The sequence below is a fragment of the Izhakiella capsodis genome (assembly GCF_900115045.1).
GTDB lineage: Bacteria > Pseudomonadota > Gammaproteobacteria > Enterobacterales > Enterobacteriaceae > Izhakiella > Izhakiella capsodis.
Window position 1 is genome coordinate 45,808 of sequence record NZ_FOVC01000009.1, and the last position, 14,146, is coordinate 59,953.

Sequence of the window (14,146 nt, forward strand, 5' to 3'; positions counted from 1 at the left end):
ACAACAGGCCGGCACGCTTGGGCAACGCGACGACTGAGGATATAATGGAGAAAAATTTGGACGGACAAACAAATGAACGATAGCGAGTTTCACCAGCGCGCCGATGACCTGATGCTTTCAGTTGAACAACAGTTAGATAACTATCAGGGAGATGCCGACATCGATTATCAGATCCATGCCGGAGTGATGACGCTTAGCTTCGCTAATGGCAGTAAAATTATCATTAATAAGCAGGAGCCGCTGCATCAGGTGTGGCTGGCCACTAAAGCCGGCGGCTATCATTATGATCTGCAAGACGAGCGCTGGATTTGCAATCGCAGCGGCGAGGAGTTCTGGAAAAGGCTTTCGCAAGCATGCAGCGAACAGGCGGGTGACAGCCTGAACTTAAGCTGAGTGAAGACGAAAAGTAAGGGGGCTAATCGCTCCCTTTTTAATGAACTCGATAGCGTGGGGCATGCGTACTCTCTCCCTGGTTACTAGTAGCCAGATCAACAGCGCATAGTTGCGTTAGCGTCTGACTCCTGAAGGGGATAACCTGCGACCGACCGTCGGTTTGAATTATCTGATAGAACTGCGGTAGGTTAAAATTGATAAAGCTTGAACCAAAGGTGAAGCGATCGTGTGACGACGAATAAAAACGGCTAACGTCGCGAACAAGCTCCTCTTTGCTGCCTTCGCAATGGTGATAAACCTCTACGCGATTGGTCTCATCCAGAATGTAGATATTAAAACCGCGATCGCCTGAGGTTTCTTCAAAAAAGAACTGAATAATCCCCTCACTGGCATAACTGTTCACCACCGTCGGCACTGGCGGCGTCTGGTTAGACTCGACTTTAATCGACAGGCCGTGCAATTTGTTATTAGAAATGGCGCCATAAAATTCAACGGCATTTTCCAGCTTCTGAACCGAAACACTCATCCGCTCGAAAAACAGCCCCCAAGTCTGCCCTGCCATCCTGACGGCTTTGAAACGACCAGGCTCCTGACGTGAACTTGAAAGTCGCAGTTCAATGCATTCAGAAACCAATTGTTGCACGCGCGTACGAATCAGCCCGCGCAGATGCTGGCTATAGCAGAAAACCTCGACTGCATCCGGTGGCGACGCGTCCTGATGCATTTTACCAAGAATGGTTTTTAATGCCTCAATCATCGAATGTTCACCGTTAAAGTGCAGCGTTCGTACTTCATTCCATGAGTTACGGTATAAAAGATCGATGCTGCCGATCAGGCACTGCTGCTGCTGACCGAAGCTTAATACATCCAGCTTACGAAAATCAAAGTGCACGACCTGATTACGGAAGGCTGCCGTTGGATCATGCTCAAAATTAACGATAATCGCCAGATGACGAATTTCACAAGGGCTATAGAGCGCACGCGGCGTCGGCGCAGGCAGGCGTAGCGGAAAATGGCGCGAAACATCAGCAACCATCTCCTGAAGTTTAGCCAGGTCACATACGCCATTGCCTTTTATATGCAGTTGGGTTTTTTCAGTCAGCAGGCCATTGAACCATGCCCATGCGACCAGCTTATTGAGATAACGGTTATATTCCAGCGGCTGATGGCTGATTATCGATTGCATGTCCGGTGCCTGATTATACAGATACCAGCCTGGGCGATTGGCACGGCCATCCGGCACATAAATAAAGGTCAGGTTAGTTTCAGACAGGTCTGGCGAGATCTGCGGGTTAAGCAGCGTAACTTTACCCGGCAGCGCTTCAAATGCGGCGTACAGTTTACGGGTTAGAACACCGATATCCTGCGGGCTGGCACTGACACTCAGATTGTTACGACGCGCAAAGCGGATCAGGTTACGATAGCTTTGCATCATGGCATCAAGCAGCTCGTTATGAGCTTCGCGTACCCGACCAATTTTCCATTCAGACCGACTGTCAAGCACCGCAATGCGAGCCGCATCCCATCTCCACTCTTTAACCAGCTGACTGAGTACTTCACGTCGCCAGCCCGTTTTTTCTTCTTTAATGGAGAGGCGTTCACAAACTTTCAGGTAAAAACATCGACGTACTAAATCCAGCCTGGCGTGATCGTCGATACTCATCAGATAGCGCGTTACCCGCTCCAGCATCATACAATAAGGATCAAGACCAAAAGAGACGATCTCACCGTCATGCAGACGCTGCTTGATGTCAGTAGCCAGCATATGGCTGTTAGGATACTCCCATGAATATGCTTCCAGCAGCAGCGTTTTCAATACGGCTTTATAAGGTGAGTCGATGCTTTTATATAGCTGCCAGAGGCTGGCGCCGAAGTACTCCTCGGCGGAGAGCGTGCCTAATCCGCCCAAGTCAAGCCACTCATTTGGCGTCAGCACGCCGCGCGCATAGAGTGACATCACATAGTCGTCGTAATGCTCTTCTTTTTTACATGGCACCATATTCCACAGGATACGCTTACCTGCAATGCGTACCGCTGAGCGGTAAAATTCCTCAAGCAGCAGAATGTGTTGGGTTGAGCCGCAATCCTCCCCTCCGAGAGAGCCACTTTCGTTGTGACGAAAACGGTTCTCGTCAATCAGAAAAAAACTGACCTCTACGCCTAGCGACAGGCACCATTTTTGTAATAAATGACATTTTTTCTGCAGGCAAAGACGTTCTTCGTTATCCAGCCACGACTGGTGGCAAACCCAAATATCAAGATCGGACGTGCTGTTTTGGCCAACAGAAGAAGTACTCCCCATGGAATACACCCCGGTGATAGGCATTTCAACCGGCTCGTCAACCAGCGGAAGGTGCCACCCCAGGCGTGTAAGCCAGGATTTTTGAGTTTCATCAGGCTCAAAAAAGCTAATACCGCACGGAACGTTCCCGTCGAGGTAGCCCGGCAGTTGTGGATGATGATGATGTAATAAGATTGGCAGCAAACTGTACGCCTGCCTGAAGGCAGGACCCATAACATCCAGTGCGCGATCAACACGCAGCTGATTGATGGCATCCAGTCTCTGTTTCAATGTCTCTATATAGAGGTACAAGACGTTTCGCCTGCGTTATCCCAGTGCTGTAAAAAACCGTGTTTCCGAAATCCATCACTTAATTTTAAAAAAAAATGGATAAATTATTACTGGAAACGTGATCAATCTAACACCTGACAGGTTGACCGTAAAGAAAGTTCGGCTAGCTAATATCTAACATGAATTTACGATCTCTTTGCAGATGGATATCGCTTCCCTGATAACGTCGCTGTAAATCCATTTCAGCAGACCTGGGAAACTGACAGCATTCCCATATCAATGATAGGATAATCATTGAACGATCAAATCGGTTACAGGTATGTTAAACAAAATTATAAGAATTGCTACAAGACAAAGCCCACTCGCGCTTTGGCAGGCACGTTATGTTCAGCAACGACTAATGGCCTGTCATTTTGGCTTACAGGTGGAGCTGGTGCCCATGGTGACGCGAGGCGACGTACTCTTGGATTCGCCTTTGTCCAAGGTTGGCGGTAAAGGACTGTTCGTTAAAGAACTTGAACTGGCGCTGCAAGAAGATCGCGCCGATATTGCCGTTCACTCAATGAAAGACGTTCCCATCGCATTTCCCGAAGGACTTGGGCTGGTAGCCATCTGTGAGCGAGAGGATCCGCACGATGCCTTTGTTTCTACACACTATGAGAATATTGATGCTCTACCACAGGGAGCAATAGTCGGCACCTCCAGCCTGCGCCGCCAGTGTCAGATCAGTGCCCGGCGTCCGGACCTGATTATACGTTCATTGCGTGGCAACGTCGGCACACGCCTGAGCAAGCTTGATGCTGGCGCATATGATGCCATCATTCTGGCAGTAGCCGGTTTAAAACGGCTCGAACTCACCTCACGCATTCGTCAGATCATCCCAGCGGAAATATCGCTACCCGCCGTTGGTCAGGGAGCCGTAGGTATTGAGTGCCGACTGGATGACAATAAAACCCGCCAGTTGCTCAGCGCATTGAACCACGATGAGACGGAAGTTCGGGTGCGCGCCGAGCGGGCAATGAATATCCGGCTGGACGGTGGTTGCCAGGTGCCAATTGGCAGCTATGCCCTGTTACAAGGGGATGAACTGTGGCTGCGAGCCTTAGTCGGCTCCCCCGATGGCCGTGAAATAGTTTACGGTGAGCGTCGCGGCCCGCGTGATCAGGCAGAGCAGATGGGCATCTTGCTGGCTGATGAGCTGCTGGAGCGCGGCGCTCGCGCAATCCTTGCTGAGGTTTATCAACAGAGTCGGCCCCTGTGACTATTCTGGTGACCCGACCATCACCCGACGGTGACGAGCTGGTTACCCGCCTGCGCTCAATGGGCAAAGAGGCCTGGGCACTGCCGCTGATTGAATTTGGCCCAGGCGATGACCTTCCCCGCCTGCCCGGCTTGGTCTCCGGTCTACAGGCTGGCGATCTGATATTTGCACTGTCTCAGCACGCCATCAGCTATGCTCAACCGGTTTTAAACGAAACAAACGTACGCTGGCCGCCATCAGTAGGCTATTATGCTATAGGGCGCAAAACTGCGCTGGCGCTTCACACCGCTAGCGCTCGCCCGGTAGGCTGGCCCAAAGAACGTTCAACCAGTGAGATTTTAATTCAGCTGCCCATACTTAACAGCGTTGCAGGCAAGCAGGCATTGATTCTACGTGGTAATGGTGGCCGCGAGTTGTTGGCAACAACGCTCGTCGAACGTGGGGCTACGGTACACATCGTTGAATGCTATCAACGTCGTGGAAAGGTTTACGATGGCGCAATTGAAGGCAAGCGCTGGCGGGATCGGCAGATAACGACCTTGGTAGTGACCAGCGGTGAAATGCTACAACAGCTTTATCAGCTGTTTCCCGATGTGGATCGCAATGAATGGCTTCTGCACTGCCGGCTGGTAGTCGCTAGTGCGCGTTTGGCTACCCTCGCCAGGGAGTCTGGCTGGGCCTGTATTACAGTAGCCGATGGAGCCGATAACGACGCGTTGTTGCGGGCGTTACAATAAACTTTACAATGGGATAAGCCACAATGACGGAACAAAAAGAAAGCTCCGCCATCGTTGATGATACTGCCTCCACAGGAGAGGACCCATCAGCAATGGGTAAAACGAATAAAGAAAAAAGCGGTAAAGGCATTGTCGTCGGTGCAATTGCTATTGCCATCGCACTGGCGCTAAGCGGCAGTCTCTACTTTTATCAGCATCAGTTAGTGCAGCAGCAGGCGGCAGAAAACCAGGCGTTACGCGATAAACTCAATAGCCTGGAGCAGCAAACGCAAAACGAAAAACAAACGCTAATTCATCAGCTGGCAAGCACTGACGCAGCGCTAAAAGACGTCCGTCAGCAACAGATTAACAACGTAAAAGACCTGGATCAGGTGCGCCAGAAAGTCGCCAGTATTACCGGCAGTGATGCCCGGACCTGGATGATTTCTCAGGCCGATTATCTGGTAAAACTAGCCGGGCGTAAGCTTTGGAGCGATCAGGATATCAACACCGCGGCGGCGTTGCTGAAGAGCGCCGATGAGACGCTGGCTGATATGAATGATCCCAGCGTAATAGATGTACGTCGCGCAATAACCCAGGATATCAGCAACCTGGCCTCCGTCAACCAGGTGGATTTCGACGGCATCATTCTCAAGCTGAACCAGCTTTCAAATAACATCGATAATCTTCCGCTAGCCGATAATAACGATAATGATGAGCCAATGGATGCAGACAGTAACGAGATTTCCTCATCCATTCACCAATGGCGTCAGAATCTGTTAAAAAGCTGGCATAACTTCATGGATGATTTTATTACCATCCGCCGTCGGGACACGACAGCACAGCCGCTTCTTGCGCCGGATCAGGACATCTATCTGCGCGAAAACATTCGTTCACGCTTGCTGATCGCCGCTCAAGCCGTGCCACGCCACCAGGATGAAATATATAAGCAATGTCTCGATACCGTTTCAAGCTGGGTACGCGCCTGGTACGACGTCAAAAATCCGGCTGTAAAGGCATTCCTGGCACAGATTGATGAACTAAGTCAGCAAAATATCTCGGTGGATGTGCCCGGAACGCTTCTGAGTCAGCCGCTGCTGGATAAGCTGATGGAAACGCGAGTGCGTAATCTGCTAGCCCAACCCGGTGTGCCTGTACAACCTCAAGCGGCACAGCCACAGCCACAGCCACAGCAGGGAGAATAATGATGCTCAGAGTATTATTGCTTTTCCTACTGCTGCTGGCGGGCATAGTTCTTGGCCCGCTGCTGGCAGGCCATCAGGGCTACGTGCTGATCCAGACCGATAACTGGGATATTGAAACCAGCGTGACGGGACTGGTAATTATCTTACTGATTGCGCTTGTGTTTATTCTGGCTCTGGAGTGGCTGTTGCGACGTCTGTTTAAAACCGGTACTCGCACCCGCGGCTGGTTTAAAAGTCGTAAGCGCAGCCTGGCCAGAAAACAGACTCAGGTCGCGCTAATGAAGCTTGCCGAGGGTGACTACAGGCAGGTTGAGAAGCTGATGTCCAGCCATGCCGACCATGCGGAACAACCGGTAGTAAACTACTTACTGGCGGCAGAGGCGGCACAGCAGCGCGGTGACGAAATTCGCGCCAATCAGCACCTGGAGCGTGCTGCGGAGTTGGCTGGAAGCGATCGGCTACCGGTAGAAATAACGCGTATACGTATTCAGCTGGCGCGTAACGAAGACCATGCAGCGCGCAACGGCATTGATAAACTACTTGAGGTCGCACCACGCCATCCGGAAGTATTACGCCTTGCAGAGCAAGCCTACGTCCGCACCGGAGCCTGGTCTTCCCTGCTGGATATTTTACCGGCACTGGGAAAATATCAACTCGTCGATGACAGCCAGCTTGAGGCGTTACAAAAGCAAGCATGGCTGGGGCTTATGAATCAGTCAATGGCAGACAACGGCAGTGAAGGCCTTAAGCAATGGTGGCACAATCAGCGTCGTAGAACTCGCCAGGATATGACGTTGCAGGTAGCAGTGGCCGAACATCTCATTGCCTGTAACGATCATCATGCTGCCCAGGAAATGGTACTTGATGGTCTGAAGCGCCACTATGATGAACGGCTGATCCTGCTGATACCTCAGTTGAAAGATGGCAACCCGAAGAAACTGGAAAAAGCACTGCGACAGCAGATTAAACAGTACGGCGCAACACCGCTGCTTTGGAGTACTCTCGGTCAGTTACTGATGCAACAGGGTGACTGGCAGCAGGCAAGTGAGGCGTTTAATGAGGCGCTTAAACAACGCCCGGATGCTTATGATTATGCCTGGCTGGCTGACGCCTTCGACAGGCTCCATAAGCCGGATGAGGCCGCCCAAATGCGGCGAGACGGGTTGCTGCTCACGTTAAAGAATAATCCCTGACCCCTACAGGCAGCGATCCGCTGCCTTTCTTGTACACACCAAAAAAACGCCTGTCGCAAGACAGGCGTAAGATCGGGCTAGTAAGATAACCGATGGTACAAGACTCAACGTAATATCCGATCATCTGCCTGTTATGGCTGACGGGTGGATAGCATGTACCGAAAATGGCTCTGCGCCATTCTGGAATGATGAAGCCTTAGCGAGCATAAGAGAGGAGTGAGCATCTACGATTTTTTCCTGCATGTGATATGCCAAATAACAAACCAGATAAATCTCTTAAGCAGCTGTTTTCTGCTGATTTCATGACTGTGCCGATCTGAATTTTCAGTGCCGTTAATGTTCCCGCATTAAGCCTGTCGCCAGGTATAGACACATGAACAGGACTCGATTAAAAAAGTATTAGATCAACACGTTAAATGTCACCCATTGACAACAGATTTATCCCGAAACAGAGACAGCTGAAGGGATATTTTGCCAACAGGACGACTACTGGGAGAGCGTGAACAGAAGATACCCGAGGTCCGGGTCGAGAGGATCAGGAAGAGATCGTACCAGGCTAATAAAGAAAAAACCTGCTTAAAAAGCAGGTTCCTAAAAATGGTCGGCGAGAGAGGATTCGAACCTCCGACCCACTGGTCCCAAACCAGTTGCGCTACCAAGCTGCGCTACTCGCCGAAATACTGCTATCTTGTTATTTTGATTGGTGCGAGGGGGGGGACTTGAACCCCCACGTCCGTAAGGACACTAACACCTGAAGCTAGCGCGTCTACCAATTCCGCCACCTTCGCATTCCATCAAAATTGGGGTGGCTAATGGGACTCGAACCCACGACAACTGGAATCACAATCCAGGGCTCTACCAACTGAGCTATAGCCACCATCGCCTTACTACAAATCACCTACCGCTACCGGACAGCTTCTGCACGAGAAACAATGATTTGTTTGTTAACGCGGTAAATGTTACCACCGCAGCTCTTGCGCACAACTTAATGGCGCGCCCGACAGGATTCGAACCTGAGACCTCTGCCTCCGGAGGGCAGCGCTCTATCCAGCTGAGCTACGGGCGCGTAGCGCCGTTGCGGATGGGCATACTACGGATTTGCTCCCATGCTGTCCAGTGGTTTTTTCATAAAAAAATGTGTTTGATTACGCTTTGTGCACTCTCAGCGCTACACGCGCTTATTTGCGCTGCTTTATGCCAGAAAATAGCCTTTGAGCAATCAGATAGCGCCTCAACGGCTGTTACAGATCGCCTCGCAAATACCAGCGAAGAAAGGTCAGCATTTTTATCAGTCGTCGAATGCGTGCTGGCTGACGAATAACACGATACAACCACTCAAGTCCTAATCTTTGCCAGACTTCTGGCGCACGCTTCACACGCCCGGTAAATACATCATAAGTGCCTCCAACTCCCATATAGAGCGCCCTGGGATAAACTTGCAGGCAGTCGCGCATAAAGATCTCCTGCTTTGGCGATCCCATGGCTACGCTAACAATCTCTGCACCGCTGGCGGCAATGCGGGTAACAATCTTTTCCTGCTCGTCGGCGTTAAAATAGCCGTCCTGCATACCAACAATATTTACCTGCCAGCGCTGACGCAGTTTATCAGCCGTTAATTGTAATATTTCTGGCGTGCCACCAACCAGAAATACCGCGCTGTCAGTCCGGCCTGCCTCCTGCATTATACCTTCCCATAAATCCGCACCGGCAATACGTTCGAGACGAACCGGCGGAAATTTGCGATGAACAGCGCGCACGATACTAATGCCATCGGCATAACGGTAGCGAGCCGCGTTGATTAACGCTTTGATTTGAGGGTCCCACTCAGCCGTTAGCATTTTTTCTGCATTTATGGCAACAATCATTCCCGGAAGCCAGCCGCCGCGAGCCGTGAGATGGTCGATAAAGGTTTCTCGGTTGGCAAATCCGGCCAGCCTGATGCCGCGTAAGGTATAAATTGGAGGTTCTTCTTCCTGACTACTCATATAATTTAATCAACGCCGTATATATGCACTCTAATCGTGATTGAGAATAGCTTTGGTAGGGTCGGAACGAATAAGACCTGCGTTCTCTAACAGCCAGTATAGTAATTTAGCAACCACAATGCAGAAGACAAAAATTAAAATAAAAAACACCACGCGCGAAGTAAAAGCGTCCAGACCTTCGCGCGCCAGAACAATCAGATTAAATACCGCCCCAAAGCAAAAACTTTTCAGTACGGCGGCTTTATAGCGTTGAGTCTCGTTACACCCGGACTGATAAAGCCAGTCAAACCATTTAATTATTAAGCCGACAACCACGGCACCAAAAGGTAAAATCCAGACGCCGCCCATTACCAAAAATGAACCAATCAGCGTAGGTGAAATCGCCAGTCCTGAATGGTTATCAAGCACTTCCCAGGTAAAGTAATTGGCCGTATTTAATATCTCAGATGGACGCCCAGGCCATAACCAGCCAGGAATAAAAACATAGCAATCACGTGCGATTGGTGCCAGTCCCTGGAAGGTTATATCGTGATAGTGGCTAAATAAAAGCGCGAGATTCTCCCACGGAGAAAAAGTGTCGCGCGTCAGATACAGAAAAGTATAAAAAGCTTCGCTGCCGCTTACGTCCAGATTATATCGACCCAGCGCCATAAAGAACATCGCCACAATACCAGCCACACCGGCAACTGCCAGCATCCACAGCGTGACCCATCCTCTGGTGAGGCCAATAAACAGAAATATTGCAAAAGCAATGATGGTATTAGCTCGGGTACCGCCAACAATGACATAAGTCAGCAAGCCGAAAGTCACCGTAACCAATAAAAACAGAATCCATTGTCTGCGCGTTTCACGGTTGAAATACACCAATAACATCGCAGGAATAAAAAAGTAGAAAAATCGTTTCAGCGCCACGTCGGAAACTTCGGCGGAAAATATCTGGCTATAGGATTGCAGTCGGAAGAGCAAAAAACCGTTGTGGATGAAAAAGACGGCCACTGACCCTAGAGCAATCAACATCAGCAGACCGATCGTAAGCTGATATTCAACCCGATTAATGGAAAACGCCGATCGCCGCAGGCCATTCCGCAGCGGACGAAGACGAGTTTTGTAGCAAACATAATAAATAGCATAAAAGCCGGTGGCGGATAGTAACGCTTCCAGCAAGTAAGCCGACGGTACGATTTCAACATTGAAACCAAATACCAACATACTTGAAAGCGGAAAACCGAGATAAAAGGTCAGTAAAAATAGCAGTGAAAAGAAAATATGAAAGCTAAAACGGACCCGCCGAAAGTCCCGCCAAGTGAGCGTGAGTATAAATCCAAGTGACAGTAAATAGATCACTAATAAGCCACTAAACTGTGGTAGCGTCATTCGCCTTGCTCCTCAAGTTGTTGTAGCAGCGCTTTCCAGCCAGCAACATAGCCCGGCTCAAAAAAGCTAATTAACGATTTATCCATTAATAACAGCTGTTGTCGCGCATCAGCGATCTGCTGTGGGCTCAGGGCATCCTCCGCAAACAGCAGCGGTATATTTGCCGCTGCCAGATCCTGACTGAAGGGATTATGACGGCTGATAACCAGCGGAACATTTGCCTGAATCAGCAGGCAGAGGGTACCAATGCCCTGTTGACGTTCGAAAATAAAATAGCCCAAATCACTCTGCGTTATCAGCGAAAGATAGCTATCGAACTCTAACGTTTCCCGCAGGATAGTCGGATTATGCGCAGGAAACAGGCTACGACCAACGGCCTCAACTTGCGTAATATACGCCTCGTTTCCCGGTGGATAACCCATTGGCACCACAACCTGAACCGAATCGCCAAGGCTACGCCGTATCGCCTGTAATCCAGCAATATGACGATTACTGGCATCTCCTGAATTGCCCAACAGAAGCGTCAGGGATGCCGTTTGCCGTGGTTTGAGCGCCGTCGGCACCTGCGGCATCCTGGTAGGAAAATAGATCGGTGTACCGGGTATCTGTGGGCAACGCGCGTGAAAAACGTTCAAATCACCCAGCGTAGCGAACACCTGCCCGACCCGGCGTTGAGCCAACCGGCGCAACGCATAAAACAGACGGAATGTAATTCCGGAACGATCCTGATAAAGGTCTGCGCCCCAGATATGCCAGAGCACCTGGTGGGATTGTAGCGCGCCACTCAGCATTGCCAGCCAGATCCGCAAATTGAATTGGCCGTGGAATAGAAAGCGATCCTGCCGGTTGCTGCGAGCATGAGCGCTCACTGCTTTCGCCAGCTGCACTTGAGTTGCAAACGAGCGAATATCCAGTGCAGGCAGCTTTTTTTGCACGTCCTGCGGGCAGTTTACTACCCAGAACTGACGACGACGCACCGTTGTCGGCGCCAGCGTCTCGTTAAAAAAACGCAGAACGGTTTGATTATGATGGGGAATATCAGCCCCAAGTATATGAATCAGCATCATTTACGAAAGCGATAAATCAAAAAGGCGCCAACACAAAGCGCAAAATAAACGATATAGGTGGCCATATAGGCTTGCGCCGCGCCGCGCGTACCGTGCAGCGGGATAAGCCAGTGTGAGAAACCCAGTAGCAACGCGAACTGGCTTACCTCCGTCAAAATATAAAGGCGCAAGGCGGCTTTAGCGATGACCAGATAACCAAACACATAAGCCCCCACTTTCAGCACGTCACCAGGTAGCTGCCAGATAAATAAATCGCGCATGGGCAAAAACTGAGGAGTAAACAGCAGCCAGATTGCAACATCCCGCAGCAGCCACACCAGACAAGCCACGCCGGTTACAAGCGGCAGCACGAACAATAGCGTTCGGCCGATTTCCCGACTGATTGCCGCCTTATCCTGTAAGCGGGCCAACGTCGGCAACAGCCAGACACTGAACGAGGCGGTAATAAATTGCAGCCAGGCATCGGAAATGCTGGTCACTCCCAGCCAGAGGCCCACCTGTCCCCAGCCAGCTTGGGTGGCCAGCTGGTTACGCATCACAATCCAGGCAACCGGCAGCGTCGCCGCCGTTATAACCGCCATCAGCGTATATTTACCAAGGGTAATGACCACATCAGGCTGCCAACGCGGGCGTAAATAGCGCCAGGGAAAATAGCCACGGCGGAATACCAACCAGCTGGCTGGCAGCGCCACCAGCGCTGGCACCATAGCCAAACCTACTAGCGCACCCCGGTAGCCACCCAACCAATGACAACTTAGCCAGGCAAGCACGCCAGCCACGCTGCCGATGATCAGTGTCAGCGCATTGGCTCGAGCGTCACGATAGCCCTTAAGAATCGATAGCATCAAATTTGCCCAGGCGATCCCCACTTGCAACAGCGCGACAATACGGATCACTCCGGCATAATCCTGCCTGCCAAACAGCGCCAGGCTAATCGGGGTGGCAAACAATAAAAATAGCCCCGCCAGCAGTAACGAAAAACTCAATACCATCGCCGATGCGCCGCCCGTAACCGCACATAATGTCTCCGGCTGCTGCTGGCGTTCGGCTATGAGAGCGGTAACACCGTTAAAAATGCCGGCACCGGCCAGCACGCCGAGCACAGTGATGAGCTGGCGAAAATTTCCTGCAAGGCCAACCCCCTGCGGTCCATACTCTACTGCCAGCAGTTTAATCACCACCAGACCGGCGAGAATCTTCACCAGGGTGGAACACGCTGTCCACATTGAGGCGCGAGCGAGAGACATCAGTAAAAAAAGCTCAACAGCGAGTTGATCACCGTCTGCTGATTATTGTCTGACAAATTATAAAAAAGCGGTAAGCGCAGCAAACGCTCGCTTTCACGCGTAGTCACTTCATCTTCACCATGAAAGCGGCCAAACCGCTGTCCGGCAGGAGAGGTGTGCAGTGGGATATAGTGAAAGACCGCCAGAATTTCTGCGTCTTTCAGCCAATCAATCAGCGCGCTACGCTCCTCGGCGTCTCGCAGGCGGATAGCAAACATATGTGCATTATGTTGACATCCTTCTGGTTGAACCGGCAATACCAGGCGACCGCGCTCAACTAGTGGCGTTAACGCATGATAGTAGCGCAGCCAGAGACGCAGCCGCTGCTGATTGATCCGATCGGCGATTTCCAGTTGCGCCCAAAGATAGGCCGCCTGCAGGTCTGACATCAGATAGCTTGATCCCAGGTCGCGCCAGGTATATTTATCCACCTGGCCGCGAAAAAACTGGCTGCGGTTTGTGCCTTTCTCGCGGATAATTTCGGCGCGCTCAATGAGCAAGCGATCGTTAATCAACGTTGCGCCACCTTCTCCCCCCGCCGTGTAATTCTTGGTTTCATGAAAGCTAAAGCAGCCGATATGTCCGATAGAGCCGAGTGGCTTCCCCTTCCAGGTGGACATCACCGCCTGCGCCGCATCTTCAACCACTTTCAGGCCGTATTTGTCAGCCAGCGCCATGATGGCATCCATATCACAGCTCACACCGGCGTAATGCACGGCCACAATAGCTTTGGTTCTGCTGGTGATTGCCGCTTCAATTTTATTTTCATCAAGATTTAGCGTATCCTGGCGCACATCGACAAAGACGACAGTTGCGCCGCGTAGGACAAAAGCATTTGCCGTCGATACGAAGGTAAAGCTGGGCATGATAACCTCATCACCCGACTTTAAATCCAGCAGAATAGCAGCCATTTCCAGCGATGCGGTACAGGAAGGCGTCAGCAGAACCTTAGGGCAGCCAAAACGATGCTCCAGCCATTGCTGGCAGCGACGAGTAAAATCGCCATCACCGCAGAGTTTGCCGCTCGACATCGCCGACTGCATATATTCGCTTTCATTGCCCACAACCGCAGGGGCGTTAAATGGAATCATAAT

Annotated in this window: 11 protein-coding genes and 4 tRNA genes; 5 read left to right on the plus strand and 10 right to left on the minus strand. The window is 50.9% G+C overall.

The genetic code is table 11. The features are described from left to right. Positions 1–72 precede the first annotated feature (72 nt). Positions 73–393 (plus strand): iron donor protein CyaY, encoded by a 321-nt coding sequence (cyaY, locus tag BM191_RS12555; protein WP_092878698.1) that lies wholly within the window; start codon positions 73–75, stop codon positions 391–393. Positions 394–430: 37 nt separating this feature from the next. Here the strand turns inward: cyaY and BM191_RS12560 are convergent, their stop codons facing one another. Next, positions 431–2,986, minus strand: a complete 2,556-nt coding sequence (locus BM191_RS12560; protein ID WP_092878700.1) for a class I adenylate cyclase — start codon at positions 2,984–2,986, stop codon at positions 431–433. Between the two features lie 298 nt (positions 2,987–3,284). Here BM191_RS12560 and hemC point away from each other — a divergent pair, with 298 nt between their 5' ends. Genes hemC through hemY form a run of 4 tightly spaced genes read left to right on the plus strand, consistent with a single transcriptional unit; the run spans position 3,285 to position 7,340 of the window. After that, positions 3,285–4,226 (plus strand): hydroxymethylbilane synthase, encoded by a 942-nt coding sequence (hemC, locus tag BM191_RS12565; RefSeq protein ID WP_092878702.1) that lies wholly within the window; start codon positions 3,285–3,287, stop codon positions 4,224–4,226. Continuing rightward, the gene (gene hemD, locus BM191_RS12570) at positions 4,223–4,963 is read left to right on the plus strand and encodes a uroporphyrinogen-III synthase (RefSeq protein WP_092878704.1); all 741 of its coding nucleotides are present in this window, start codon (positions 4,223–4,225) and stop codon (positions 4,961–4,963) included. Before hemC ends, hemD begins: the two co-directional genes overlap by 4 nt. Positions 4,964–4,986: 23 nt before the next feature. Beyond that, entirely contained in the window at positions 4,987–6,147 is a 1,161-nt protein-coding gene (hemX, locus tag BM191_RS12575; RefSeq protein ID WP_092878707.1) for a uroporphyrinogen-III C-methyltransferase, read from the plus strand. A 2-nt stretch (positions 6,148–6,149) separates the two neighbouring features. Then, on the plus strand, positions 6,150–7,340 hold the full coding sequence (gene hemY, locus BM191_RS12580) for a protoheme IX biogenesis protein HemY (protein WP_092878836.1): 1,191 nt from the start codon (positions 6,150–6,152) through the stop codon (positions 7,338–7,340). Between the two features lie 598 nt (positions 7,341–7,938). On the opposite strand, the gene BM191_RS12585 is transcribed toward hemY, so the two are convergent. The 9 genes from BM191_RS12585 to rffA form a co-directional block, all read right to left on the minus strand. Continuing rightward, positions 7,939–8,015 (minus strand) — tRNA-Pro (locus tag BM191_RS12585). A 26-nt stretch (positions 8,016–8,041) separates the two neighbouring features. Then, positions 8,042–8,128: transfer RNA gene (locus BM191_RS12590), tRNA-Leu, on the minus strand. A gap of 13 nt (positions 8,129–8,141) precedes the next feature. Beyond that, positions 8,142–8,217 (minus strand) — tRNA-His (locus BM191_RS12595). 112 nt (positions 8,218–8,329) lie between these two features. Further along, positions 8,330–8,406, minus strand: a tRNA-Arg gene (locus tag BM191_RS12600). A 175-nt stretch (positions 8,407–8,581) separates the two neighbouring features. Then, positions 8,582–9,325, minus strand: coding sequence for a lipopolysaccharide N-acetylmannosaminouronosyltransferase (wecG, locus tag BM191_RS12605; RefSeq protein ID WP_092878709.1), 744 nt, complete (start codon positions 9,323–9,325; stop codon positions 8,582–8,584). 30 nt (positions 9,326–9,355) lie between these two features. Then, a complete protein-coding gene (wzyE, locus tag BM191_RS12610) occupies positions 9,356–10,699 on the minus strand; it encodes an ECA oligosaccharide polymerase (protein ID WP_092878711.1) in 1,344 nt (447 codons plus the stop codon). Next, a complete protein-coding gene (locus BM191_RS12615; RefSeq protein WP_092878713.1) occupies positions 10,696–11,766 on the minus strand; it encodes a TDP-N-acetylfucosamine:lipid II N-acetylfucosaminyltransferase in 1,071 nt (356 codons plus the stop codon). Before BM191_RS12615 ends, wzyE begins: the two co-directional genes overlap by 4 nt. Beyond that, the gene (wzxE, locus tag BM191_RS12620; protein ID WP_092878715.1) at positions 11,763–13,013 is read right to left on the minus strand and encodes a lipid III flippase WzxE; all 1,251 of its coding nucleotides are present in this window, start codon (positions 13,011–13,013) and stop codon (positions 11,763–11,765) included. The genes BM191_RS12615 and wzxE overlap by 4 nt, the downstream gene beginning before the upstream one ends. Further along, positions 13,013–14,143: a dTDP-4-amino-4,6-dideoxygalactose transaminase gene (gene rffA / locus BM191_RS12625; protein WP_092878717.1), complete on the minus strand. Its 1,131-nt coding sequence runs from the start codon at positions 14,141–14,143 to the stop codon at positions 13,013–13,015. Before rffA ends, wzxE begins: the two co-directional genes overlap by 1 nt. Positions 14,144–14,146 lie beyond the last annotated feature (3 nt).